Genomic DNA, 26,418 nt, shown 5'->3' with positions numbered 1-26,418 from the left:
TGAGAATTGTTTGCTCATTGAGGCGCAACTGAGTGTGAGCTAGGCTTAAGCTTCACGGAATACGCACGGGAGGACGTGATGCCCTATCAAGACACGAACGACTTGCCGGACAATGTGAAGCATATGCTGCCGGCCCATGCTCAGGCGATCTATAAAGAAGCGTTCAACAGCGCCTGGCAACAATACCGGGATCCGGAAGACCGACGCGGTGACGACAGCCGGGAGGAGACGGCGCACAAGGTGGCCTGGGCGGCGGTCAAGCGAAGCTATCGCAAGGGAGATGATGAGCGTTGGCACAAAAAGTAACGCTTTATGCCCTGATAAAATCGTGCAGACGTTATGCTGACCTCGGCAATTAATATTATTGCTGCTCAGTACAAATACTTTTTCACTTTAACGCGGTTTTGTAACTTGATTGCGCGTCAGGAAAAGAATAAGGTCATTTCTATTAGGCGCGGTGATTGAATTAATAAAAATCCGCCGCCGAAAATAAAACATCAAAGGTTCAGCAGTGGCGAGGGAAGACGAGAAATCGTATTCCCGGGAGGTAATATCAGTGTTAACGCGAGATTTTCTGCAAAAAGCGGATTGCAAAACTGCATACGGCGCTATTGAGGAGTCGTTGCTGCTGACGCCTGAACAGCGTGCAGCCTCGTTGGATTGCACCTTATCGAGCCGGCCGGATCACAGCCCCGTATGGATATTCGGTTACGGTTCCCTGATGTGGAATCCAGTTTTCGAATCGGAAGAAGTGCGGCCCGCTACGCTGCAGGGCTGGCACCGGGCGTTCTGCATGCGGCTGACCGCCGGGCGCGGCACGCTACATCAGCCAGGGCGCATGCTGGCGTTGAAAGCTGGCGGCCAGACGACCGGATTGGCCTTCCGTCTGCCGGAAAGCAAGCTGCGCGAAGAGCTGGAGCTGCTGTGGAAGCGTGAAATGGTGACCGATTGCTACGTGCCCACCTGGAGTGAACTGCAGTTGGATGGCGGCGAGAGGGTTACCGCGCTGGTGTTCGTGATGAATTCTCAACATCCGCTGTTTGAAGCAGACACCAGCTATCAGGTGATCGCGCCATTGATCGCCAGCGCCAGCGGCCCGCTGGGCACCAACGCGCAATACCTGTTTGCGCTGGATAACGAGCTGAAGCACCACGGCATGCAGGATGATTGCATCGGCGATCTGGTGCGCTACGTACAGCAATGGTTGCAGCAGAACCGCCCCGGCGCTTTCGGGGCTGAGGCCACGGCCTGAGGCGTTGGCAGGGTGGTAGACAGTAAAGGGCTCAGCGTGCTGAGCCCTTTTTCATATATCTAATACCTCTATTTAATAACTTTATTCTGCATGATTATTTAAGGCTCTTTTTTTGTGTGGTTACTTATCTCATTATTTTTAAAGCCATTCATCATCCACTCCCATCTTTACCCCCCGAAAGTAACGATAAATAATTCACTTAGTATTAAATTGCATAACTAAAGGCTATTTCTTATTTGTTCAGCCCCGCGTGACTCCGTATCAATATGACAGAGGTTATCGCAAGAAACAGGGAGACGGGGATGAACTTTCAACAATTAAAAATTATTCGCGAATCGGCGCGCTGCAACTACAACCTGACCGAGGTCGCCAATACCTTATTTACTTCGCAGTCCGGCGTTAGTCGGCATATTCGCGAGCTGGAAGAAGAGCTGGGTATTGAAATATTCATTCGCCGCGGTAAGCGGCTGCTGGGCATGACCGAACCCGGCAAAGAGCTGCTGGTGGTGGCGGAACGTATTCTCAACGACGCCAATAACATCCGTCGCCTGGCGGACGTCTTCAGCAGCAACGATTCGGGGCAGTTGCATATCGCGACGACGCACACCCAGGCGCGCTACAGCCTGCCGGGGGTGATCAAAGAGTTTCGCGCGCTATACCCGCGGGTGCGGGTGGTGCTCAATCAGGGCAGCCCGGAGGAGATCGTCTCGATGCTGGCCGCCGGCGAAGCCGATATCGGCATCGCCAGCGAACGGCTGATGAGCGACGAATCGCTGGCGGCGTTCCCTTACTATCGCTGGCATCACACCATTTTGGTGCCGGAAGGGCACGAGTTGACGCGTCAGCCGCAGGTGACGCTGGAGATGCTCAGTACCTTGCCGCTGATCACTTACCGCCAGGGCATTACCGGGCGCGCGAAGCTGGATGCGGCGTTCAAAGCGGCGGGCCTGACGCCGGACATCGCGCTCAGCGCGCAGGATTCCGACGTGATTAAAACCTATGTCGAACTGGGGTTGGGCGTGGGCGTGCTGGCGGACATGTCGTATGAAAAAGAGCGCGATCGCGGGTTGGTGAGTCTCAACGCCGAGCACTTGTTTGAACCCAATACGGTATGGCTGGGCCTGAAACGCAGCCAGCTGCAGCGCAACTATGCCTGGCGCTTTATCCAGCTGTGCAATCCGACGTTGTCGCTGACCGAAATCAAGGACAAGGTCTTCTCGTCGCAGCTGGATACGGTGATTGACTACCAGATTTGATCGGACAACTGGGACCCCGCCGGATTGCCACGGGGAAGAGGGATTAGTCGTCGGTACGTTCGATCAGGTGACGTTTACTTTTTCTGAACGGGCCGATGGCTTCCCATTCCGGGAGTTCTTCATACGGACGCGGGTTGGCCATCTCCCAGCGATGGTGTTGGCGCAAAATCTCGATGGCGATGCGTTTTTGCTCTTGAATGGAGAGCGTAGGGTCGGTCAGATCCTTATTTTCCATTTTGGCTTCCTTTCTGCTCGTTATTTATACGCACCTTATCACATTTGGCCCCGTACTTTTCCAGCGATTGTATGTACTTTTGCAGTGCGTTGAAGCTGGTTTTACATGTCATGGTACCGGGTATCACTTCAAAGGCGGCCTGACGGGTATACAGCGCCAACACGCGGTGATTGATTGCGTGGCTGATAAGTATGTCCGGCGGAGGCACCGGCGTCAGCCTCTGCTCTTGCAGGTTTAGGCCATACAGATACAGTACCTGCAAGCAGTTGCGCAGCATATTGCCTTTCAGTGGATGTTGCGTTTCACGCAGGGAGAAATTCTCCAACGCGACAAGTTCGATAACGTTCTCTGCCTGGAGATAACAGCACAGGCAAAAGCCGGCGCGGCTCAGCGGGCTGGCCATTTGCCGATAGACGAAAGCAAAACTCATCGGCGTTTGGGCATGATATTTAAAAAGAGAGCGCCAATTTAACGTATGCCCGTTTTTTCTGCCTTTTTGCCAGCGCCGGTCTTGTACCGTCAGACGAGTCATAAACAGATCCGACTCAAGCAGGATGCTGTTCATGTCTGTCAGTGTTTGCTCTATCGCTCTCTCATGCCGGTGTGAGACGCCATTTTCTGATGGATGGTTTTCCATTTTCCCGTCCCTTGGGTGACCGAGCTTACGTTAATCACCCAATGAAACAGACTCAAACCCCGCCTTTCACCGCTGCGAACTGCGCCGCAAAGACAGTTATCCATTGCGGCCAGGTGCTGTGAGAGTGCGATCTGGCGTGCAATACTCTCTCTAATAATCAAAATCCCATCTATATACATAAAAAGAATATCTATAGTGATTTAAGTACCTTCAGCTGCCGATCGTGCTCGCATACACTCGCGAAATTATTATAAATTCCATCCGCTTGGAGAGTTTCAGATGAAAGCGCTCGTTCCTTCTTTGCTGTTTTTGGCCGTGGCGGCCAGCGTTAACGCGCAGGCGGCGACGCCGGCCAACACGCTGGTGATCGCACAGTCTATCGATGACGTGGTCAGTTTTGACCCGGCCCAGGGATTTGAGTTAACCACGGTGCAGTCGTTCAACAGCCTGTATCAACGTCTGATCCAGTCCGATCCGCACAACCCTATCGATCTCAAGCCGACCCTGGCCAGCAGCTGGCAGGCCGGCGCCGATAACCGCAGCCTGACTTTCAGCCTGCGCCCGGACGCCAGGTTCGCCAGCGGCAATCCGCTGCGGCCGGAAGACGTGATCTTCTCGCTTTCGCGGGTGGTGAAACTCAATCTGGAGCCGTCGTTTATCCTGACGCAGCTGGGCTGGAACGCGAAGAACGTGGAGCAACACCTGACCAAGATAGATGACCACCAGGTAAAAATCAGCTGGAGTGAAAACGTCAGCCCGGCCTTCGTGCTCAGCCTGCTGTCGGCGCCGGTATCGTCGATCGTCGACGCCAAAGAGGCGCTGGCGCACCAGCAGGGCGACGATCTGGGGCACCAGTGGTTGAACAGCCACTCCGCCGGCAGCGGCCCTTACAAAATCCGCACCTACGTGCCGCACGAAGTGGTGGTGCTGGACGCCAACCCCGGCTCGCCGGAAGGGGCGCCGACGCTGAAAACCATCCTGATCAAAAACGTGCCCGATCCGGCCGCGCGCCGCTTGCTGATCGAGCAGGGCGATGCCGATATCGCGCGCAACCTGGGGGCAGACCAGATGGCGGCCTTGAAGGGTAAGCCGGGCGTCAAACCCCTGGCCATTCCTTACGCGTCGCTTTATTTCCTGCAGTTCAACGCCAAGGCGTCGCCGGCGCTCGGCAATCCGGCGTTCTGGGAGGCGGCGCGCTGGCTGTTCGATTACCAAGGCATCGCCGACGATCTGCTGAAAGGGCAGTTCCAGAGCCACCAGGCATTCCTGCCGGACGGCTATCTGGGGGCGCTCAAGGATCAGCCATACAGCTTCAATCCGCAAAAAGCCAAAGAGATACTGGCCAAAGCGGGGCTCAGCAACGTCAGCTTCCGTCTGGACGTCAATAACCAGCCGCCGTACCTGGATATCGCCCAGGCGCTGCAGGCCAGTTTTGCCCAGGGCGGCGTGAAGGTGGAACTGGTGCCGGGCATCAGTTCGCAGGTCTCCACCAAGGTGAAAGCGCTTAACTACGATGCGACGCTGACGTCCTGGGGGCCGGATTACTTCGATCCTAACACCAACGCCGCAGCCTTCGCCTACAACCCGGAAGACGGCAGCAAGACGCTGGCCTGGCGCGCCAACTGGCAGATCCCGGCGCTGAGCAAGCTGACGCTGGCCGCCACCGCGGAAAACGACACCGCCAAACGGGTGGCCGACTACCAGCAGTTGCAAAAACAGGTACAGCAAAGCTCGCCGTTCGTCATCGGCCTGCAGGCGCGCAGCCTGATTGCGGTGCGCGACAACCTCAAGGGCTATGTGCAGGGCATCAACCCTGACATGGTGTTCTACAGCAAGGTCAGCAAGTAATGGCCGCTGAACTGTCCGCCAGCGCCGGGGCAGCCCGGCGGTATTGGCGCTGGGGCGGGCGGCTGCTCGGCGGCGCGCTATCGCTGGCGTTGACGCTGCTCGGTCTGCTGCTGTTCACTTTCATGTTGTCGCACCTGGCGCCGATCGATCCGGCGCTGCAGGTGGCGGGCGATCACGCCAGTGAAGCCACCTATGCGCAGGTGCGGCACGAGCTGGGGTTGGATCAGCCGTTGCCGGTGCAGTTTTGGCGCTATCTGGTGCACCTGGCGCACGGCGATTTAGGCATTTCACGCATCACCGCCCAGCCGGTGTTGAGCGATCTGCTGCGTACTTTCCCGGCGACGGTGGAGTTAGCCACCTGCGCCATTATCCTCGGCGCCCTCGGCGGCATTACGCTGGCGTTTCTGGCGGTGCTCAAACCAGGCAGCTGGCTGGATAACGCGGCGCGTCTGCTGTCGCTGATCGGCTATTCGGTACCGATTTTCTGGCTGAGCCTGCTCGGGCTGCTGCTGTTCTATGCCACGCTGCACTGGTCGGCGGGGCCGGGGCGGCTTGACGACATCTACTTGTACAGCATGGAGCCGCGCAGCGGTTTCGTGTTGATCGACAGCTGGCTGTCCGGCGATCGCGAAATGTTCTACAACGCCATCGGCCACCTGTGGCTGCCGGTAGTGGCGTTGGCGCTGCTGTCGATGGCCGGCATTACCCGATTGCTGCGGGCGGCGATGCTGGAAGAATGCAACAAGGAATACGTGACGCTGGCGCGTTCCAAGGGGGCCGGCCGCCTGCGCATTCTGCTGCGCCATGTGTTTCCCAACGTGCTGGGCACGCTGATCACCGTACTGTCTCTCTCCTATGCCAGCCTGCTGGAAGGGGCGGTATTGACCGAAACGGTGTTCGCCTGGCCCGGCGTCGGGCGTTATCTGACCTCGGCGCTGTTTGCTGCCGACACGCCGGCGATCCTCGGCGCCACGTTGCTGATCGGCACCTGTTTCGTGCTGTTGAATGCGCTGGCCGACGCCTTGACCTATTTAGTGGATCCGCGAACCCGATGAGCCAATATCTTTCTGAACACGAACCGCAAAGCGAGCCGGCCGTCGGTTACCGCAGCGGTCGGCGCCTGACCACGCTGACGCTGGGCACGGCGCTGGTGGCGATTCTGATCGTCACCGCGCTGTTGGCCCCATGGCTGGCGCCTTTCGATCCCAATCTGCAGCATATCGAGCTGCGGTTATTGCCGCCTTCCGCCGCACACTGGCTGGGTACCGACGGCTTTGGCCGCGATTTGCTCTCCCGCGTGATTTACGGCGCGCGGCCGACGCTGATCCTGGTGTCGCTGATTCTGGTGTTGACCATTCCCATCGGCCTGCTGGTCGGCATCTGTGCCGGTTACCTCGGCGGCTGGGTAGAGCGCATTTTGATGCGCCTGACCGACATTTTCCTGTCGCTGCCGAGCCTGGTGATCGCGCTGGCGTTTGTGGCCGTCATGGGGCCGGGGCTGATGAACGGCGCGCTGGCGCTGGCATTGACCAGCTGGCCGGCCTTTGCCCGCCAGGCGCGGGCCGAAACCCTGGCGCTGCGCCGCAGCGACTACCTGGCGGCGGCGCGCATGCAGGGCATCAACGGGCTGCGGCTGATGGTCGGCCACATTTTGCCTTTATGTCTGCCGAGCGCGGTGGTGCGTGCGGCGCTGAGCCTGGGCGGCATCATCCTGTCCGCCGCAGGTCTGGGGTTCCTCGGCATGGGCGTCGCGCCGCCGACCGCCGAATGGGGCTCGATGGTGGCCGAAGGCAGTAAAGTGATTTTCGACCAATGGTGGGTCGCCGCCGCGCCGGGCGGGGCGATCCTGTTCGCCAGCCTGGCGTTTAACCTGCTGGGCGATGGCCTGCGCGACAAAATGGATCCTCGTCATGGGCATTGATAACTCCTTATTGACCGTCGAACGCCTGGCGATCGGCGTGCCGGGGCCACAGCCGGCGGCGCTGGTGAAGAATATTTCGTTCAGCATGGGGCGGGAGCGGCTGGCGCTGGTCGGTGAGTCCGGCTCCGGCAAGTCGTTGACCGCGCGTGCGCTGATGGGGCTATTGCCGCCGCCGTTACAGCTGCGGGCGCAGCGCCTGACGTTAGGCGATGAAGACTTAACGCGCCTGAGCGAGCGCCAGTGGAGCCGGCTGCGCGGCGACCGGGTGGCGATGGTGATGCAAGACCCCAAACATGCGTTGAACCCCAATCAGCCGATCGGCCGTCAGGTGGAGGAGCCGCTGGTGCTGCATGCGAAGCTAAGCCGCGCCGAGCGGCGTGAAAAAGTGTTGGAGACGCTGGCGGCGGTGGGCTTGCCCGAGCCGGCGGCGCTGTGCCGCCGCTATCCGCATCAGCTCTCCGGTGGCATGGGGCAGCGGGTGATGCTGGCCATTGCGCTGATCAACGATCCGCAGCTGTTGATTGCTGACGAACCGACGTCGGCGTTGGATCACCAGATGCGCGATCAGGTGCTGCAGCTGATAGACAATCTGGTGACGCAACGCAATATGGGGCTGATCCTGATCAGCCACGATTTGCAGCAGGTGGCGCACCACTGCGAGCGGGTACTGGTGATGTACAAAGGCGAGCTGTTGGATCAGCTCCCGGCGGCAGAGCTGGCGCAGGCTACGCACCCTTATACCCGTACGCTGTGGGCGTGTCGGCCGAGCCGCGAGACGCGAGGCAAAACGCTGCCGGTGCTGGATCGCGCGCTGTTGGAGACGTTGAAATGAGCGTGATTGCACTGGAGAACCTGAGCGTCAGTCACCGCCAGGGCTACGAACTGCGCACCGTGGTGCATGAGGTTAACCTGCGCATCGAACCGGGCGAGTGTTTCGGGCTGGTGGGGCCTTCCGGCTGCGGCAAGTCCTCGTTGCTGTGGGTGCTGGCCGGGCTGAACGGCAGCTGGCAGGGCGGCTTTGAGTTGCTGGGGCGGCGGCTGCTGCCGGGGCAGGTGTTTACCGGCGAACTGCGGCGCGAAGTGCAGATGGTGTTTCAAGATCCCTATGCTTCGCTACACCCCAAGCACCGGCTTTTGCGTACGCTGTCGGAGCCGCTCAAACTGCTGAAGGAAAGCGACATCGAACGTAAAATCAGCGCGGGCTTTCGCCAGGTGGGGTTGGATCCGCGCCTGCTGGATCGCTACCCGCATCAGCTGTCGGGCGGCCAGCGGCAGCGCGTGGCGATCGTGCGCGCATTGTTGCTGCGGCCGAAGCTGCTGTTGCTGGATGAACCGACTTCGGCGTTGGACATGTCGGTGCAGGCGGAGATCCTCAACCTGCTCAACGAGCTGAAACAGGCGGGCGATCTGACTATGGTGCTGGTCAGCCACGATGCGGACGTGATTGACCACATGTGCGATCGTTCGGTGGCGATGGCGCACGGGCGCATCATCGTTTGACCCTATGCCCGCCAACGCGGCGGGCATATCCATCTTGGTAATAAATAAAGCAATTTATCGTCGTTCTTCCGTTAATTCTTACCCCCTACACTCGACAAACAGCGCAACCGCGTGATTGTGGAGAGTGTATCGATGAAACGGTTAATCCCAACCTTATTGTATGGCGCGCTGGCGGCCGCTTTCGGTGCGCAGGCCGCCACCCCGCAGGACACCCTGGTGGTGGTCAGTTCGCTGGAGGGCATTATCAGCCTCGATCCGGCGGAGAGCTTTGAAACCGTCAGCTCGGCCAATCTGGTCAACCTCTATCAGCGCCTGGTGGCGCCGGATCGCGCCGCGCCGCAAAAGCTGGCGCCGGACGCCGCGGGCAGTTGGCAAGCGGGCGCCGATGGCCGCAGCCTGACCTTTACCCTGAAACCGCAGCAACGCTTCGCTTCCGGCAATCCGCTGCGGCCCGAAGACGTGATTTTCTCGCTGGTCCGCGCGGTGAAACTGAACAAGGCGCCGTCGTTTATCCTCGGTGAGTTTGGCTGGACACCGGATAACGTTGAGCAGCAGCTGGAGAAGGTGGGGGATAACCAGGTGCAGCTCCGTTGGCCCGCCAACATCGGCAGCGAGCTGGCGCTGCGGCTGCTGACGGCGAACGTGGCTTCGATCGTGGATGAGAAGCTGCTGAACGAGCACGCGCAGCAGGGGGATTACGGTAATGCCTGGCTGCGCAGCCATTCCGCCGGCGGCGGTCCATATTGGGTAAACAACTATGTGCCGCACGAGGCGCTGCTGTTTGGCCGCAACGACTATGCGCCGTCGCCGGCCAGGCTGAAAACGGTGTTGTTCAAGAACGTCAGCGACGCCGGCACCCGCCGTTTGTTGCTGCTGAAAGGGGATGCCGACGTGGCCTACGATCTGGGGGCCGATCAGTTCGACTCGCTGCGCAATGCGCCGGGTGTGCGCATCGAGCAGGCCGATGCGCCCCGGGTCTATTACCTCGGTTTCAACACCGGCAGCAAAGACAACCCGGCGCTGGGCAATCCGGCACTGTGGCAGGCAGCGCGCTGGCTGGTGGATTATCAGAGCATCGCCGAGCAGCTGCTGAAAGGGCAATATCGCGTGCATCAGGCCTTCTTGCCGCAGGGGTTGGACGGGGCGCTCGACGATCGGCCGTTTAGGCTCGACGTGGACAAAGCCAGACAGATCCTGCGCGAGGCCGGCATCGCCGAAGGCACGCGCATCAGTCTGATCGTCATCAATCAGCCGCCGTATACCGACATCGCGCAGGCGCTGCAGGCCAGCTTTGCGCAGGCCGGGCTGCGGTTGGATATCCAGCCGGTGGTGGAGAGCGATCTGTGGGGCAAGATGCGCGGCCGCGATTTTCAGGCGATCTTCACCTACTGGGGTGCCGACTATCTGGATCCGAACACCAACGCCAGCGCCTTTGCCTACAACGTGCCCGGTGGGCCGAAAACGCTGGCCTGGCGCACCCAGTGGGGCATTCCCGCCATCAGCGCGGAAACGCGTGCCGCGGCCGCGGAGGGCAACAGCGCCGCGCGCAGCGCACGTTACGTCACGTTGCAACGGGAACTCCAGGCCAGTTCACCTTATGTGGTGGCGTTGCAGGGGCAAACGCTGGTGGCATTACGGGACAACGTTGAAGATGCCCGGGTGGATATCGCCAACAGCATGCTGTATCTGGACCGGGTGAGTAAGTAGCGACAGCGCCGCGCGCCTGGTCAGGCTTTTTGTCGCGCCAAGGCCGACAGCGTGTGAAATCGCGTGCTGTTGCAACCACGAATCGCGAGATGTTGTATCAAGGTGAAATAAAATGAAATTTCATAACGTGCTCCTGTGGCGGTGATAGATTGGCGCTGAAAGGCGGCGTTGTTTACGCCTTTCAGCGCGGTCGTCCGCAATGATGCGGACACATCACCTCAGGAGATATTATGGACAATAACGGAAACGCTTCAGTGGAGCACGCAGCAACCTTGCTCGCCACCGGTGAGGTTGTTACGCCGGAACAGTTTTATCAGGACAGCGACGGAAGCAACTGGGGGCCGGCGATCAACAAAGCGGCGGCGGCGGCGCTGCAAGCCGGCGGTACGTTGTCCCTGGGCAAACGGGTGTATACGGTCGCCGGGCACGTGCTCATTCAGACGACAACGGACATCTACGGCGGCATCGGTTTGCGGGTGGTCGGATTGGGGCGGGCGACCAAAATCGTCAAGACCGCGGACAGCAGCTATACCAATGAACAAGGCGAAACCAAGAAAGCGGTGATCGTGGTGAAAGGCTTCGCCAATCTGACGCTGCACGGCTTGACGTTGCGGGATGATACCGGCGTAGACGATACCCACGGCGTGTGGTTCAGCGATCTCAATATGACGAAGTTTGATATCCGAGACATCTACACCAAAGTCGGTGGTTATTCGCTGTTTGTGTCGGGCGACATGTTCATTAACTGGTTGGTGAACGTGCAGATGGAAGCTAATGCCAATCGCCCGGGGGATGGGGTGCTGTGGATGAACAAGTCCGGCACCACCAATTTTATCGACGGGCTCTACGCCGCGCGCGCCAAGGGCACTGCGTTCAGAATTTCAGGGTTTTACTCTACGGTCGGTTCGTTGGCCGCGGATGACTGCATCGGCGATATCTACTATTTCAAAGATTTTAACGGCACGATCAATTCATTGGGCTGCGAGAACCGCAACACGCAGCGTGCCGCCAGTGTCAGCGTGCTGTCCACCAACTTTGCCCAGGGCACGATAGGCAATATCAATATCCAGGACGCGCAGAATGTGGAGAGCGGGGGCGTGCTGTGCCGGTTTATCAACGAATCTCGTTGGGATATCGGTCAGTTGAATCTTTACAGCGGCGCCAAGACGCCCTGCCCGGTGGCAATCGCCGCCTGCAACAACAATACCGAGGTAACCTTCAGTAACGTCTATAACGGCGGCGTCCCGGTGGCCGGCAAAAGCACCGTCGACGTTACGTCGTTTTTAAGCGGGGTCGAAGCGATGTACAGTCTGGGCGAGCGGGGTATTGCCCCATCCTCCACCAGCAATCATTTGCCGCGTAATATCTCGAAACAGCCATCGTGGACTTTTTTAGGCACCCTGACCGCGCCGGATCGGCAACCCACAACGCACATTACGCTTCAGCAGGGGGTCAGCACCAAGGTGCTGGCGTGCGATTTATATATTACGTTCGATCTGTCTTCGCAGGCGACCGCCTTTGTCGTCAATAAAGGCAGCTATAGCGCGAAAAGCGCCTTTATGTTGCGGCGCACCGGGCCGTTGAGCTGCGAAATATACTATCGCGTCGAGAAGGATTTCGGCTTTGGCAGTTATCAGGTGCAGGCTACGCGCGGCAGTTACTGGCGGCCGGACGGCGCTTCGTTGAGCGCGCCCCCCTCCGATGCGCTGGAAATCCGTAGCGATGAAATGTTATCCACGACCAGGCTCACGGCGGTCCAGCCGCTGGCCAATCCGGCAACGGCCAGCACGGCAGAAGTGGCCGGATTGCTCAATCGGCTGATCGAGGCACTGAAGACCTAACCGAACAACGCCGGCGCGTTTTGGCCGGCGTCCATCAAGAGCAGCAGCCAGCCGGCCGCCGCCAAGGCGATACCGAACGGTTGCGGCGTTCGCCAGCTGCGGCGTTGGTACAGGCCGCGCGCTACAGCCAGGCCTAACCCGAACGCCGCCGCCAGGCAGACCAACAGCGGCAACGTCGTCCAACCGAGCCAGGCGCCCAGCGCCGCCAACAGTTTGAAATCGCCCTGGCCGATGCCGTTGCGCCGCCGCACCTGTCGATAAAGTGCGTTGAGCAGCCACAGCGCCCCGTAGCCGGCTGCAGCGCCGATAACCGCGTCGTCAAGCGTTGCCCAGCGGGCGTCAAGGTTGCACAGCAGTCCGCTCCACAGCAGTGGCAAGGTGAGCCGATCCGGCAGCCATCGGTGGCGCCAGTCGAGCCAGGCCAGGGCGATCAGCAGCGCCGCGGCCGGCGGCAACCACAGCCGGTGTGCTGCCGGCAGGTCGAAAGGCAGCGTCGCCAACGCCAGACCCAGGGCCGTCAACAGCAGGCTGCGGCGGCGCAATCTCGGTAGGTTGGTGCGTTCGGCTACCGTTCGCTCCAGCCGGGTAATGAGAGAGAAGGCGAGCAGGCCGGCAGACAACAGCGCGGTGAAAAACGGCATGTGCCACAGTGAGGAAAGAAACATCAGGGTTCCGTCATTCGTGAAATAGATGTTTAAAATAACGGCAAAATGCGTATTTCACCGGGGTGAAATGCGGCGGCCTGCGGGATATGCGCGGTTGTGCGCAGCGCGGCTTTACATATTGCATGGCGAAACAAACCGCTACGTGTCGGCTCGCCGCGTTACTGCACGTTTTATCGGCAAAATCGGCGCGAAAAGGGTGTGAATTCACCTGTATTCGGAAGGGGCGAGCCAATGGCCTGGTGTGACAGCGTCACTCGTGAATGATTGAGGATTATCCTATTGTTTCTGCTCGGCAATCCGTTAGGCTATGAGGAAATAGGGGCCCCTGCAGGCTGGGGGACGCGGGGTTTTTCAGATCTGTCGCGGGAACGGCGGCGGCAAAGCAGTGGGTTGGCGTGCTCCAGGAGGGAGGAAAGCCAACGGTGTCATGAAAGACGTGATTCAGGCAATACTTATCAAGACCAAAAAACGATTCTGGCGCCGACGCCAGACGGCGTGGCTGGCCGGGCCGCTGGTGTGGCTGGCCGGTGCGGTGCCCGCGTGCGCCGAATCCCCACCGGCGCCGGACAGCGCAATCTCTTCCGAACAGGCCGCCGCGGATCCGGCTGCGAATTTGCCGGAGCTGGGCGGTACGCCCGACGACGCCGCGCGTGAAAAACAGTGGGCCGAGATGGCCAAACAGCTCGGCGAAAAAGATCTGAACAATGTTTCACGCCAGCAAATGCGCAGCCGCGCCGAGGATTATTTGCTGGGCCAGGCGACCGACACGCTGCAGCAGCAGGCGCAGGAACTGCTGTCGCCGCTGGGCACCGCCCGGCTATCGCTGAAGATGACCGGGGAGGGTGACTTTACCGGCAGCAATGGGCAGTTATTCAGCCCGCTGTACGACGTCGATGGATTGCTGACCTACAGCCAGATCGGCTGGCTGCAGCAAAACGCCGGGGCGCTCGGCAATTTTGCGCTGGGGCAACGCTGGATCGCCGGCGATTGGCTGCTGGGTTACAACACGGCGCTCGACAGCGATTTCGCCCGGCAGCTCAATCGCGGCAGCGTCGGTGCGGAAGCCTGGGGGGATTACCTGCGTTTCTCTACCAACTATTACTACCCGCTGTCGGCGCTGTCGCAACAGCCTGGCGATGGGGTGTTTTTCAGCCGTCCGGCGCGCGGTTACGACATCACGACGCAAGGCTATCTGCCGTTTTATCGCCAGATCGGCGGTTCGCTCAGCTATGAGCAGTACCTGGGCGATAATGTCGATCTGTTCGGCAGCGGCAAAAAGCAGAACGATCCGCGCGCGATGCAGCTGGGGCTCAATTACACCCCGGTACCGCTGGTGACGATGAAAGCGTTGCATAAGATTGGTGCGGGTGGGCAGAGCCAGGACCAGGTCGAATTGGCGCTGAGCTATCGGCTCGGGGTGCCGTTGGTGAAGCAGATTTCGCCGGAGTATGTGGCGCAGGCCAAGTCGTTGCGCGGTAGCCGCTACGATCCTATCGAACGCAAAAACGTGCCGGTGTTGGAGTTCCGCCAGCGCAAGACGCTGCAGGTGTTCCTGGCCACGCCGCCGTGGAGCCTGCAGGCGGGGGAAACCGTGCCGCTGGTGGTGGAGATCAAGGCGTTGCACGGGATTTCCCACGTCAGTTGGCAGGGGGATACGCAGGCGCTGAGCCTGACGCCGCCGCACAACGCCAACGATCCGCAGGGCTGGACGGCGATCGTGCCGCCATGGGACGACGCGCCGGATGCCGCCAACAGCTACCGGCTGTCGGTCACGTTGGAGGACGACAAGCAGCAGCGCGTGACGTCCAACTGGATAGAGCTGAAAGTGGCGCCGCCGCTGACGGCAGCCACCGGTGAAGACACGGGCCTGCCGCCGATCAAAACCCTGACGCCACCGCCGATCCCGGCGCAAACCGGGCCGCTGTACGGCGGCAATTAACCGTTTTTACCCTGCAGCACCCACACGGCGGCCTCGACGCGGGATTTTAGCTTCATCTTTTTCAACAGGTGTTTGACGTGTACCTTGACGGTGCTTTCGGTGATGGTCAGGCGGCGGGCGATCAGCTTGTTCGGCAGCCCCTGAGCGATCAGCTTCAGGATATCCCGCTCGCGCGGCGTCAGTTGCTGAATATCGCGATCGGCGCTGGGGCGGTTTTCCCGCAGGCTGGCGGCGAGGACCGGCGTCAGCGTCTCGCTCAGCACCATCTGCCCGGCCGCCGCCTGATGCAGCGCCTTCAGCAGATCCTCCGGCTCCATATCTTTCAACAAATAACCGTCGGCGCCGCGTTTGAGCGCGCTGACGACGTCGTCTTCATGGTTGGACACGCTGAACACCACGACGCGCCCTGACAGGTCGGTCTGGCGCAGGCGATCCAGCGTTTCCAGCCCGTTGATGCCGGGCATGTTCAGATCGAGCAGGATCAGATCCGGATCGTGCTGTTCCGCCAGCGCGACCCCTTGCTCACCGTTGCTGGCTTCGGCGATGACCTGCAGGCGAGCGTCCATGCCAATCAGCTGTTTTACGCCGTTGCGTAGCATCGGGTGGTCGTCGATCAGTAAGATTGTGGCGGCGGTTTCTGTCGTCATGGTGTCTCCGTTAGTCGATGGCGTGGTTATCCGGCGTGAAGCTGACTCGCACTTCGGTGCCGCCGCCGCTGCGCGGTAAAATGTCGCAGCGGCCGTGCAGGCTCTTGGCGCGATCGCGCATGATGATCAAGCCGTAATGGTCGGGGCGGGATGTATCGGCCGGCAGGCCGCGTCCGTTGTCACATACGCTCAGGGTGACTTCGCCCCGTTTGTTGATGACCTGAATGCTCACCTGGCTGGCGGCGGCGTGCTTAAGGATGTTGCTGAGCGCCTCGCGGGCGATCTGCAGCAGATGAATGGCCTGGTAGGCGGGCACCGTGCGCGGCCCCAGTTGGTAATCGAGATGGATGGTCAGGCCCAGTTTGGGATTGAACTCCGCTACCGTCGATTGCAGCGCCGCCAGCAGGCCCGGTTCGGTCAGCTGCAGGCGGAAGGTGGTCAACAGCTCGCGCAGCTGGCGATAGGCGCCGTTCAATTCTTCGCGCATCTGCTGCACCAGCGCCTGGCTGGCGGACGAGAGCGTTTCGCCCTGCATCTGCAGGCAGGCTATTTGCATTTTCAGGCAGGAGAGCGATTGGGCGATAGATTCGTGCAGCTCGCGGGCGATCGCCGCCCGTTCTTCCATCAGCATCAGCTGCTGCTGGTGGTCGACCTGACGCTCGATGGCCAGCACGCTGGTCAACTGCTCCACCAGGGTGTTGATCAGCTGGCGGTGCTCATCGTTCAGCGGTTGTTGCGGCGCATGCTGTGCCACGATCACGCCGTAGTCGCCGAGTTTGTCGCTCAGGCTCCAGCTCAGCGACGGGTTGTCGGGATGCTGGCGATCGCTGTCGTTCAGGCAAGCGCTGCACACCGGATTATGGCAATGCTCCGGCCGCAGCGGCTGGTTGCCGCTCAGCTGCAGCAGCGGTTCACGGCTGTCGTTTTCATACAGCCGCACCTGAATGGCGCGCAGCGGCGTCAGGGTTTGCAGTTGGTTGAGCAGCGGCGTCAGGCGGCTGCACAGCGGCTCGCTGGCGTGCAGCAGGCGGCTGGCGCGATAGAGGAAGCTCAGCACCTGATTTTTCTGCTGCAGGTCGGCGGTCTTCTCGGCCACGCGCTGCTCCAGCCCGCTGTAGGTGGCCGACAGCTCGTCGGACATGGTGTTCAATGCGCCGCCGAGCGACGCCATTTCATCCTGGTGGCCACGCTGCGCGAAGCGGCGGCTAAAGTCGCCGCGGCCCACCGCCAACGCCATTTCCACCAGCTGTCGCCACGGATGCAGCAACCGGCGGCGCAGGTAGCAGGTGGTGCCGATCAGCAGCAGCAGGGTCAGTGCGATGAAACCGGCTTGCACCAGCGTCACCATCAGCAGGCGGCGCTCGGTTTGCCTGTCGATATCCGAGACCAGCTTATCCAGCAGCTGCACGAAGTGCGCCACCTGGGGCGCGGCGTCGGCCGGGCGCTGCGCGCTGCGCAGGCGAGGTTGCAAAGTCTGTTGCCAATAGTCGCGCAAGGCGTCGAAAGGTTGCGTCAACCCTTCCTGTTCCACCGAACGCTGCAGATCGGGGCTGTTTTCGTCGCGCTCCAGTTCGCGGATCAACGTTTCATGCCGTTCATCCAGCGGCACCTGCGCCAGCAGCCGGTAGCTTTGCATACGCAGCGAGCCGGCCTTGTTGATGGCGTGCGCATTGCCCTGAATGCTCTGCGACATCCAGGCGGAAATCCCCATGCCGGCCACGCCCAGAATGCCCGACAGCAACATCAGCAGGGCGACCTGATTCACGATTGAAAGCGGAGCCAACAGGCGTTTCATAAGCGCGGATTCCTGGCGTTTGGCGCCGCTGAAGCTCAGGGGCGAAGGCGGCGACGGGGTAAACAAGTAACGATTCAGCCGTATTTTTGATTATCCCTGAGCATAACCCCATACCTCGAATGAAGTACCCATTAGTTTCCGTTGGGGGGGCGGAACGATGAAAATGATGCGGGTTTTGTTTTTAAGGTATTGATTTGAATTAATTTAATTTTTAATTGAGGCGTACTCCTAAGGGGATGAGGGCGCTATTTGCGCCGCCAACTACTTGCATTCGGGTTGATATACATCAACTTTGCCGCCGGGGCCGCCCCCTAGGGTGTGCGGAATGATCCCCCGTGTCTGAGGTTTTTATGTCGCAACTTGCAACGCCTTCATCAAAGAAAACCGGTGCGCTGATTCAGGACTGGCGTCCTGAAGACAGCGCTTTTTGGCAGCAGCGTGGCCATCGCATCGCCACCCGCAACCTGTGGATTTCCATTCCCTGTCTGCTGCTGGCCTTCTGCGTCTGGATGCTGTTCAGCGCCGTCGCGGTCAACCTGAACAAGGTGGGCTTCAACTTCACCACCGACCAACTGTTCCTCCTGACGGCGCTGCCGTCGGTTTCGGGCGCTATTTTACGCGTGCCGTATTCCTTCGTGATCCCGCTGTTTGGTGGCCGCCGCTGGACCGCCATCAGCACCTGCTTCCTGCTGGTGCCGTGCCTGTGGTTGGGGGTCGCGGTACAGGACAGCAGCACGCCGTACAGCGTGTTCGTCATCATTTCCCTGCTGTGCGGCTTCGCCGGTGCCAACTTTGCCTCCAGCATGGCCAACATCAGCTTCTTCTTCCCGAAAGCGCGCCAGGGCGGTGCGTTGGGGCTCAATGGCGGGTTGGGAAATCTGGGCGTCAGCGTTATGCAACTGGTCGCACCGCTGGCGATTTCTTTCAGCCTGTTCGGCCTGTTTGGCGGTACGGCACAAAATCAGGCAGAGGGAGGCCAGCTGTGGCTGGAAAACGCCGCCTGGATCTGGGTACCGTTCCTGCTGGTTGCTACGCTGGCGGCCTGGTTCGGCATGAACGATTTGGCGGCGGCCAAGGCATCGTTACGTCAGCAACTGCCGGTGCTCAAACGCGGGCATTTGTGGATGCTGAGCCTGTTGTACCTCGCGACCTTCGGATCTTTCATCGGTTTCTCCGCCGGTTTCGCCATGCTGTCGAAGACGCAGTTCCCGGACGTGGTGATCCTGCATTACGCGTTCTTCGGGCCGTTCCTCGGGGCGTTGGCGCGGCCGGTTGGCGGTGCGCTGTCTGACCGTTTCGGCGGCGTGCGGGTGACGCTGATCAACTTTGTGGTCATGGCCATTTTCGCCGCGCTGTTGTTCCTGACCTTGCCGAATGCGGGGGAGGGCGGTTCGTTCATTGCCTTCTACGGTATCTTTATGGTGCTGTTCCTTACTGCGGGGCTGGGCAGCGGCTCGACTTTCCAAATGATCGCCGTCATTTTCCGTAAAATCACGGTCGATCGCGTCAAAGCGGCCGGCGGCAGTGACGAGAGCGCGCAGCGTGAAGCGGTGACGGATTCTGCCGCCGCATTGGGCTTTATCTCGGCGATTGGCGCCGCCGGCGGTTTCTTCATACCCCAGGCGTTCGGCACCTCGCTGGCGCTGACCGGTTCTCCGGCGGGGGCGATGAAAGTGTTCTTGGTGTTTTATATCCTGTGCGTGGTGATCACCTGGGCGGTGTATGGCCGCAAGAAAAAGGCCTGAGTATTAAACGGCTTTCTCTATCCCTTCCCGACAGGGGAGGGATATTTCGCTCATTCCGAGTCATCTCCTCTCTCCTCCTCAGTGAAATTTTCTGTCTTTAGGTAAAATTCTCATCTCCGATTACCGTTTTTTTCTTTTTTTATAGCACTATCTCTCAATATCAGAATGCGTTTGCATAAACGGATTATATTATTTGCACGGTTTTTTCTTTTTGTTGAGAGTATTCCTGCATTAAATTATTAATGCTTTTCCCGCAGGTTAAATGAAATTTCCGCGAGGGTGAGGCATAATTAGTGCGATTGTTATAAAATCATCAATAGGGTTTTGTCTTAGATGCTGCGCCTACCGAGTGGAATGAACGTCGGGGTTAAATCAGACAACTCTCATTCTGTTTTTTTCGGCTTTTTGTAGTCTATCTGGCAATCAGATTAGGTGGAAAAACAGGATGAATTCACGGGGTAGAATGAAATTTCACAATTTTATTCGATTAACAATCAAACAACACTGCTAGCTTTTTCTTTTTAAATCAATGGGGTGCTAGTTTGAATTTTAAGGTAATCATGAAAGAAATCCATGTTACCAACAGGGATAAAGAGTCGTTTGGATAAACATAACATCCTTAATAAGGCCTAATGTAAAAAATGAAATCAGAAAATTTTTATAAAAGCCAATATCCAATGGATGCAACCTGTTGAGTTTACATTTAATTTCTTGAACATTTTTTGATATTTCTATACAAAGTGTGCAGGACAGGCACGCTAAGGAAATTAAAAGTGAATCTTGATAAAAGAATAAAGATTAGGAATCTCGATGTTCTGACTCCTGCCGGGGAGAAATTCCGTCTGCGTTGGAAGGAGTATCAAATTCTTTCGCTGCTTGTCGCCAGATCACCAGAACTGGTTACCCGAACGGAAATTATAGAAAATATCTGGAAAGGAACTTATTGTTCAGATTCAACGATAAATCAAACAATTAAATCCATTCGCCAGAAAATTAGCGATGCGGAACACACGCTTATCAGAACCATTCCTCGTTTGGGGTACAAGGTGGAAAATCAAGCAGTTTTTCACTTTATATCCGAAGATGAAGACTACGCTGACGATGATATATTAAATGACGGCAATGATATTGGTGCTGATATTCAAGCAGAACTTTCCGAAAATGAAAGTGAATCGCCTGAACTCAACGAAGAGAAAATAGATAAGCCGCGTAAATCGCCCCTTGTTGCTGGGCCTGTCGCCACGGTGGAGTCAGCCAAACCACCGGCGCAGGAAAAGAAGCCGGCGGCGGTGCGTCGCTTTTTCAGCATGCCTGCTAGCCGCGTGGTGAAATACCTGACGGTATTCGCTTCGTTGCTGGTTATTTCACATTTTTCATATGTGCTCGGTAACCAAACTCGCCCGCCGGTGATCAATGATATTCAGAACAACACGCGCGTCGTGTTGACGCTGACGCTGAATAATCCCCATACCAACAGCCCGCAAACCCTGTTCTGCCTGTACCAGGGCGAGAGCATGGAGCAGGCGACCATTGAATGTGTCGACCCTAAGCAAGGGCAGCTTAAATTGCCGGTAAAATATGAGACATCTTCTACGCCGGGTAAAGGTCGGATTAATCTCATATTGCCGAACAAAACCTTGCAATATCAAGTTGCTTACGATGTTAAAAATTAACGCCGAATGAGGTTTTATCTTTAGCGATAATTTTACATTTGATGAAATCTTTTATTTCATTATTTGTTATTTGAAAGCCAGGTTCGATTTGTCCAGTCTGGAACTCATTACCTAACGCATATTAGCGTCCTGTTTCCATCGCGGTGACAGGAATAATGAGAACCTGCTGAGTGACAAATTATGGATAAGCGTAAAGTAGCTATTATCGGGGGTTCCGGTTTTATCGGAACACGCCTGGCGAAACGTCTCAGTGCGCGCGATGACCTGACGTTGGTCATCGTAGATAAGCAACCCAGCGCACATTTTCCGGCGCTCTATCAGTATGGCGATGTGACGCAGCCCCAGACCTTGCAAGAACCGCTGGCGGGCTGTGACGCCATCATTAATCTGGCGGCGGAGCATCAGGACAATGTCGATCCCATTTCGCTCTATTATCAGGTCAATGTCGAAGGCGCACGCCATGTCTGCATGACCGCCTCCGCATTGAATATCCGCCAAATCATTTTCACCTCCTCGGTTGCCGTTTACGGGTTCGTTGAACAGGAGACCGATGAAGGGGGGCGTTTTGACCCCTTCAACCATTACGGCAAGTCCAAGCTCGAAGCGGAGTATGTTTATGAGGCCTGGCGCAAGGCGGATAGCGCAAACAAATTAACGATCATTCGCCCGACGGTGGTCTTCGGGGAAGGCAACCGCGGCAACGTGTATAACCTGTTTCGCCAGATCGCCAGCGGCCGATTCGTGATGATTGGCAGCGGCAATAATATGAAGTCGATGGCCTACGTTGAAAATATTGCCGCACGACTGGAGCATGCGCTGGATCAACAGTCAACGTATCAGGTCAGCAATTACGTCGATAAACCGGACTTTACGATGAATCAGTTGGTCGACGTTATTTCCGCTTCGCTGGGCAGAGAAAATAAGACGATTCGCATTCCCTATGCCGTCGGCATATGCGGCGCAACCGCCTTGGATGTCGTGAGTAAAATAAGTCGCAAAAAATTCCCAATCAGTCGCGTAAGAGTGCAGAAATTCTGCGCCAGAACGCAATTTAAAAGCAATGTGCAAAATAATTTCGTGGCGCCGGTTGAACTTGATTCGGCAATCGAAAGAACCATTAAACATGAGTTTTCTGATAGATAACTTAACCGCACGCTGACGTTATTTACCTATTTCCGCCGACAAGCGGATAAATCTGTATTTTTCAGGATTAATTCATGCTGACTTATATCCTGGCAGGATCAATTTTGTTTTTGTTAATAGCGCATTGGGAGCTGTAACTCAAGGGCGGTAGCGTGCTTATTCGCTGGAGGAACGATGTTATATCAACTGAGCGTGATATTTGTGCTGGCGGTAGCCTGGGTGCTTGTTGCCCGTCGGGCCGCTTTGGTGGTGGGGTTGGTGGATAAGCCCAATGCGCGCAAGTAACATCTGGGGCATATTCCGCTGGTCGGCGGCATCGCCCTGTACCTGACGCTGATGCTGATGACGCTGTGGCAACCCGCTTGGCTGCCTGACAGCACGATCTATTTGTTGTGCGTCACGGCGCTGGTGGTGTTGGGCGTGCTGGATGACCGCTTTGATCTGCCCGTGACGCCGCGCGTCATGGTGCAGGGAGGGATCGCGCTGGCGATGATGCTGGCGGCAGGGATGCAGCTTTCCTCGCTGGGCTATGTTTGGGGCCATCAGGAAGTGATGCTCGGTTATGGCGCGCTGCTGCTTACGCCGCTGGCGGTCTGGGGGGCGATCAACGCCTACAACATGGTCGATGGCATCGATGGGCAGCTGGGCGCTTTGTCCTGCGTCACCTTCGTGGCGTTGGCCATCCTGTTCGGATTGGGGGGCCGGGAAGACCTGGCGCTGTGGTGTCTGGGCCTGATCGTCGCGCTGGCGGCTTATCTGCTGTTTAACCTGAGCCTGTTCGGTGCGCGCAACAAGATCTTCATGGGGGACGCCGGCAGCATGGTGATCGGCTTCAGCGTGCTGTGGCTGGTGCTGCTGGCGACTCAGGGGCCGCAGGCGGTGATGCGCCCGGTCACCGCGCTGTGGCTGATCGCCATTCCCCTGATGGACATGGTGACCGTGATGGTGCGCCGTCTGTTGCGCCGCCAAAGCCCCTTCAAGGCGGGCCGCGATCATTTACACCATATTCTGATGCGCCGTGGGCTCAATGCGCGCCAGGCGCTGGCAATGAGCACCATGCTGGCGGTGACGCTGGCCTGCGTCGGCATTTGCAGCGAAGTGTTGAAACTGCAGGAAAGCCTGATGCTGGTGGCGTTTCTACTCTGTTTTTGCGGTTATTTCGCCATGCTGCGTGAACCGCGCCAGGCAACGGTGCTCCGCGACACTCCCAGCGTTGGCCGATAATCCTCTCGCGGGCTGCGGCAGCAGCCCGTTTATTACGGTACCTCCATGAATCTTCATTTGGCCCTTTTGATGCCGTTGGTCTGCACCTCCGCGCTGTTGAGCGGTTGTACGGTGGTCCCCGGCTCGCATTTACCTACCAGTGGAAAAGACATCGTCGTGCAGCAGGACGACGATTTCGATTTGAATAACCAGGTGCAGGTCTACCGCATGTCGCCGATGCTGCTACAGAAAATGCGGCGCGTAGAGCCGGTCGCCCGGCCGAATCCGGCGCTGGATCAGCGGTTGCAGAGTTATCAATACCGCATCGGCGTCGGCGACGTGTTGAACGTCACGGTTTGGGATCATCCCGAGTTGACCACGCCGGCCGGGCAGTACCGCAGCGCCAGCGACACCGGCAACTGGGTGCACGCGGATGGCACGATCTTTTATCCCTATATCGGGCGCGTGGCGGTGGTGGGCAAGACCGTCACCGAAGTGCGCAGTCTGATCGCCGGTCGTCTGGCGCAGTATGTGGAAAGCCCACAGGTGGACGTCAGCATCGCCGCTTTCCGCTCGCAGAAGGCTTACGTGACCGGCGAAGTGAAAACCTCCGGCCAACAGGCGATCACCAACGTGCCGTTGACCATCCTGGATGCGATCAACGCCGCAGGCGGCCTGACGGACAACGCCGACTGGCGCAACGTGGTGCTGACCCATCAGGGCAAGGAGCGAGCTATCTCGCTGCAGGCGCTGATGCAGCGCGGCGACATCAGCCAGAACGCGCTGCTGCAGCCGGGCGACATCCTCTACATCCCGCGCAATGACGAACTGAAAGTGTTCGTGATGGGCGAGGTGGGTAAACAAACGACGCTGAAGATGGATCGCAGCGGCATGACCCTGACCGAGGCCCTCGGATCTTCCGAAGGGATCAGCCAGACGGTGGCAGATGCGACCGGGGTGTTCGTGATCCGGCCGAGCGGCGGTAAAACCCCGCAGCGGCTGGCGACGCTGTATCAGTTCGATCTCTCCGACGCCAGCGCGCTGGCGATGGGCGCTGAATTTCAGCTGCAACCTTACGACGTCGTGTACGTCACTGCGGCGCCGGTCGCGCGCTGGAACCGTTTGATCAGCCAGCTGGTGCCGACCATCAGCAGCTTTAACGATCTCAGCGAGGCGACCTTGCGCGTGCGCAACTGGTAACTCCGCAGGGTGAACAAGGAACAGAAGATGAAAAACAATGCGCTGTCCGTGATGGTGGCCGAACAAGATGAAAAGCTGGAGTGGGAGCGCCTGATCGGGCCGCTGTGGGATAACCGTTGGCGGATCGCTGCCGTGACCGGTTTGGCCGGCGTGCTGGGTGTCGCCTACGCCCTGCTGGCCACCCCGGTGTACCAGGCCACGGCGGTGGTGCAGGTGGAGAAGCAGCTGTCCGGCGATTCGTTGCTGCGTGAAACGCTGGACAGCTCGATGGGGCAAAGTTCGGCGACGGAGGATGAGGTGACGTTGGTCAAGTCACGCTACGTGCTGGGCAAAACGGTGGACGCCCTCGGCCTGACGGTGCGCGTCAGCCCGGACTATTTCCCGGTGTTCGGCAAAGGCTTTGCCCGGCTGAGCGGTGAAAAGCCGCCGGTCCTGGACATTGCCACGCTGACGACGCCGGAGGACATGCTGGACGAATCGCTAACGCTGACGGTACGCGACGGGCAGCATTACGAATTGAGCCATGACGGCGACAAACTGTTCAGCGGCGTGGTCGGGCAGCCGGTGGCGCAGGGCGGTTGGAACATGACCGTCGCGGCGCTGGATGCGGCGCCGGGCGCCAGCTTTACCGTGGTCAAAGTCGCACGTCAAAAAGCGGTGGACGATCTGCGTAAATACCTGGACGTGGTGCCGGGTGGCAAGGACAGCGGCATCATGACCTTCACGCTGCCGAGCGAAGATCCGCAGAGCGCCGAGGCGATGCTGAAGAACATCACCGACAACTATCTGCAGCAGAACGTGGATCGCAAAACGGAAGAGGCGCAGCGTATGCTGGCGTTCCTGCAAGAGCAGCTGCCGCAAACGCAAACCTCGTTGAACAACGCCGAAACCCAGCTCAATCAGTTCCGCCAGCAAAACGACTCGGTGGATCTGTCGCTGGAAGCTAAATCGGTGCTGGATACTCAGGTGCAGCTCGAGGCCCAGCTCAACGAGCTGACCTTCAAGGAAGCGGAGATCTCCAAGCTGTATACCCGCGCGCACCCGGCTTACCGGGCGCTGCTGGAAAAGCGCGCCACCCTGGAGGTGGAAAAGGCGCGGCTGGGTAAACAGGTGCAGACGCTGCCGAAAATGCAGCAGGAGATCCTGCGCCTCACCCGCGACGTGCAGGTGGATCAGCAGGTTTACATGCAGTTGATGAACAAGCAGCAGGAACTGAGCATCAGCAAGGCCGGCACGGTGGGCAATGTGCGCATCATCGACGAAGCGGAAACCGCTATCCGGCCGATTAAGCCGCAAAAGGTGCTGATCGTGCTGTTGGCGCTGCTGCTGGGCGCGGGGGGCGCCGCCTCTCTGGTGCTGCTGCGCGCGGCTTTCCATCGCGGCATCAATGATATCGATACCCTGGAGAAGCGGGGCATTAACGTCTACGCCACCGTGCCGCTGTCGCCGTGGCAGGTGAAGCGCAACCGCGAGCAGCGTCATTTGCTGCCCAAATCCGGCGGCCGGCGCTTGCCGATCCTGGCGGTGGCCGAACCGACGGACCTGTCGGTGGAAGCGATCCGCAGCCTGCGCACCAGCCTGCATTTCGCCATGATGGAGGCCAAGAACAACATTCTGATGGTCTCCGGCGCCAGCCCGGAAAGCGGCAAGAGCTTTACCAGCACCAACCTGGCGGTGGTGGTGGCGCAGGCCGGGCAGCGGGTGCTGTTGATCGACGCCGATATGCGCAAAGGCTTCCTGCACCGCTGGCTGGCGGATGATGGGCATCAGGGTCTGTCTGACCTGCTGGTGGGCAACGTGATGGCGGAACAGGCGGTGCGGAAAACCGCCATCGCCAATCTGGACTTTGTGCCGCGCGGTCAGGTGCCGCCGAACCCGTCCGAACTGCTGATGCATCGCCGTTTCGCCGATTTTCTGCGCTGGGCCGGGCAAAACTACGATCTGGTGCTGATCGATACGCCGCCGATTCTGGCAGTGACGGATGCGGCGATCGTCGGCAATCACGCGGGCACTTCGCTGCTGGTGGTGCGTTTTGAGGTCAATACCGTCAAGCAGATCGAAACCAGCATGCGCCGTTTCGAACAGAATGGGGTGGCGATCAAGGGCGTGATCCTCAACGGGATGGTGAAGAAGGCGGCAACCGACATGAGCTATTACAACTTCGCCTACCCAAGTCATCGGGAAGATCTCCCACAGGCAGGGGAATAAGCG

At 58.7% G+C, this 26,418-nt stretch carries 21 protein-coding genes and 1 pseudogene; 17 read left to right on the top strand and 5 right to left on the bottom strand.

The genetic code is table 11. The features are described from left to right. Window positions 1-78 precede the first annotated feature (78 nt). From chaB to cbl, 3 genes are all read left to right on the top strand, one after another. Window positions 79-306 carry a putative cation transport regulator ChaB gene (chaB, locus tag FUU19_RS14640; protein ID WP_230490855.1) on the top strand — a complete coding sequence of 76 codons (228 nt, stop codon included), beginning with the start codon at window positions 79-81 and terminating at the stop codon, window positions 304-306. Between the two features lie 250 nt (window positions 307-556). Next, complete coding sequence (locus FUU19_RS14635) at window positions 557-1,252, top strand: gamma-glutamylcyclotransferase (RefSeq protein ID WP_230490856.1); 696 nt, start codon at window positions 557-559, stop codon at window positions 1,250-1,252. 302 nt (window positions 1,253-1,554) lie between these two features. Beyond that, window positions 1,555-2,508 (top strand): HTH-type transcriptional regulator Cbl, encoded by a 954-nt coding sequence (gene cbl, locus FUU19_RS14630; protein WP_110610940.1) that lies wholly within the window; start codon window positions 1,555-1,557, stop codon window positions 2,506-2,508. 43 nt (window positions 2,509-2,551) lie between these two features. Here the strand turns inward: cbl and FUU19_RS14625 are convergent, their stop codons facing one another. Next, on the bottom strand, window positions 2,552-2,743 hold the full coding sequence (locus FUU19_RS14625; RefSeq protein WP_230490857.1) for a hypothetical protein: 192 nt from the start codon (window positions 2,741-2,743) through the stop codon (window positions 2,552-2,554). Beyond that, entirely contained in the window at window positions 2,733-3,380 is a 648-nt protein-coding gene (locus FUU19_RS14620) for a hypothetical protein (protein ID WP_230490858.1), read from the bottom strand. The genes FUU19_RS14625 and FUU19_RS14620 overlap by 11 nt, the downstream gene beginning before the upstream one ends. Before the next feature lie 279 nt (window positions 3,381-3,659). Here FUU19_RS14620 and FUU19_RS14615 point away from each other — a divergent pair, with 279 nt between their 5' ends. From FUU19_RS14615 to FUU19_RS14585, 7 genes are all read left to right on the top strand, one after another. Beyond that, window positions 3,660-5,228 carry an ABC transporter substrate-binding protein gene (locus FUU19_RS14615; RefSeq protein WP_230490859.1) on the top strand — a complete coding sequence of 523 codons (1,569 nt, stop codon included), beginning with the start codon at window positions 3,660-3,662 and terminating at the stop codon, window positions 5,226-5,228. Further along, a complete protein-coding gene (locus FUU19_RS14610; protein ID WP_087763065.1) occupies window positions 5,228-6,283 on the top strand; it encodes an ABC transporter permease in 1,056 nt (351 codons plus the stop codon). Before FUU19_RS14615 ends, FUU19_RS14610 begins: the two co-directional genes overlap by 1 nt. Then, on the top strand, window positions 6,280-7,149 hold the full coding sequence (locus tag FUU19_RS14605) for an ABC transporter permease (protein ID WP_141968210.1): 870 nt from the start codon (window positions 6,280-6,282) through the stop codon (window positions 7,147-7,149). The genes FUU19_RS14610 and FUU19_RS14605 overlap by 4 nt, the downstream gene beginning before the upstream one ends. Beyond that, window positions 7,139-7,981, top strand: a complete 843-nt coding sequence (locus tag FUU19_RS14600) for an ABC transporter ATP-binding protein (RefSeq protein ID WP_230490860.1) — start codon at window positions 7,139-7,141, stop codon at window positions 7,979-7,981. Before FUU19_RS14605 ends, FUU19_RS14600 begins: the two co-directional genes overlap by 11 nt. Next, complete coding sequence (locus FUU19_RS14595) at window positions 7,978-8,649, top strand: ABC transporter ATP-binding protein (protein WP_230490861.1); 672 nt, start codon at window positions 7,978-7,980, stop codon at window positions 8,647-8,649. Before FUU19_RS14600 ends, FUU19_RS14595 begins: the two co-directional genes overlap by 4 nt. Window positions 8,650-8,781: 132 nt before the next feature. Then, window positions 8,782-10,356 (top strand): ABC transporter substrate-binding protein, encoded by a 1,575-nt coding sequence (locus FUU19_RS14590; protein ID WP_230490862.1) that lies wholly within the window; start codon window positions 8,782-8,784, stop codon window positions 10,354-10,356. Between the two features lie 230 nt (window positions 10,357-10,586). Further along, window positions 10,587-12,197: a hypothetical protein gene (locus FUU19_RS14585; RefSeq protein ID WP_230490863.1), complete on the top strand. Its 1,611-nt coding sequence runs from the start codon at window positions 10,587-10,589 to the stop codon at window positions 12,195-12,197. On the opposite strand, the gene FUU19_RS14580 is transcribed toward FUU19_RS14585, so the two are convergent. Next, window positions 12,194-12,862 carry a prepilin peptidase gene (locus tag FUU19_RS14580; RefSeq protein WP_230490864.1) on the bottom strand — a complete coding sequence of 223 codons (669 nt, stop codon included), beginning with the start codon at window positions 12,860-12,862 and terminating at the stop codon, window positions 12,194-12,196. The two genes, FUU19_RS14585 and FUU19_RS14580, sit on opposite strands and share 4 nt — an antisense overlap. A gap of 427 nt (window positions 12,863-13,289) precedes the next feature. Between FUU19_RS14580 and FUU19_RS14575 the strand changes: the two genes are divergently transcribed. Next, window positions 13,290-14,801, top strand: a complete 1,512-nt coding sequence (locus tag FUU19_RS14575) for a YchO/YchP family invasin (RefSeq protein WP_197833668.1) — start codon at window positions 13,290-13,292, stop codon at window positions 14,799-14,801. Here the strand turns inward: FUU19_RS14575 and narL are convergent. Together narL and narX are read right to left on the bottom strand one after the other, a co-directional pair. Continuing rightward, window positions 14,798-15,448 (bottom strand): two-component system response regulator NarL, encoded by a 651-nt coding sequence (gene narL / locus FUU19_RS14570; RefSeq protein ID WP_230490865.1) that lies wholly within the window; start codon window positions 15,446-15,448, stop codon window positions 14,798-14,800. The two genes, FUU19_RS14575 and narL, sit on opposite strands and share 4 nt — an antisense overlap. A 10-nt stretch (window positions 15,449-15,458) precedes the next feature. After that, window positions 15,459-17,243, bottom strand: coding sequence for a nitrate/nitrite two-component system sensor histidine kinase NarX (gene narX, locus FUU19_RS14565; RefSeq protein ID WP_230490866.1), 1,785 nt, complete (start codon window positions 17,241-17,243; stop codon window positions 15,459-15,461). 350 nt (window positions 17,244-17,593) lie between these two features. On the opposite strand from narX, the gene FUU19_RS14560 reads away from it, so the two are divergent. The 6 genes and pseudogenes from FUU19_RS14560 (at window position 17,594) to FUU19_RS14535 (ending at window position 26,415) form a co-directional block, all read left to right on the top strand. After that, window positions 17,594-18,988 carry a NarK family nitrate/nitrite MFS transporter gene (locus FUU19_RS14560; RefSeq protein ID WP_197833670.1) on the top strand — a complete coding sequence of 465 codons (1,395 nt, stop codon included), beginning with the start codon at window positions 17,594-17,596 and terminating at the stop codon, window positions 18,986-18,988. 773 nt (window positions 18,989-19,761) lie between these two features. Continuing rightward, window positions 19,762-20,661, top strand: coding sequence for a winged helix-turn-helix domain-containing protein (locus FUU19_RS14555; RefSeq protein WP_141968225.1), 900 nt, complete (start codon window positions 19,762-19,764; stop codon window positions 20,659-20,661). 180 nt (window positions 20,662-20,841) lie between these two features. Next, window positions 20,842-21,804, top strand: coding sequence for an NAD-dependent epimerase/dehydratase family protein (locus FUU19_RS14550; protein ID WP_202669647.1), 963 nt, complete (start codon window positions 20,842-20,844; stop codon window positions 21,802-21,804). Window positions 21,805-21,978: 174 nt separating this feature from the next. Next, window positions 21,979-23,028 (top strand): annotated as a pseudogene (wecA, locus tag FUU19_RS14545) (UDP-N-acetylglucosamine--undecaprenyl-phosphate N-acetylglucosaminephosphotransferase). 45 nt (window positions 23,029-23,073) lie between these two features. Beyond that, a complete protein-coding gene (locus tag FUU19_RS14540; protein WP_141968231.1) occupies window positions 23,074-24,207 on the top strand; it encodes a polysaccharide export protein in 1,134 nt (377 codons plus the stop codon). A 27-nt stretch (window positions 24,208-24,234) separates the two neighbouring features. Beyond that, window positions 24,235-26,415, top strand: coding sequence for a polysaccharide biosynthesis tyrosine autokinase (locus FUU19_RS14535; protein WP_141968233.1), 2,181 nt, complete (start codon window positions 24,235-24,237; stop codon window positions 26,413-26,415). Window positions 26,416-26,418 lie beyond the last annotated feature (3 nt).

This window comes from Serratia montpellierensis, assembly GCF_020858655.1.
GTDB classification, from domain to species: domain Bacteria; phylum Pseudomonadota; class Gammaproteobacteria; order Enterobacterales; family Enterobacteriaceae; genus Serratia; species Serratia montpellierensis.
Note: the sequence above shows the minus strand (reverse complement) of the source record. Positions and strands in the feature narration are given on the sequence as shown.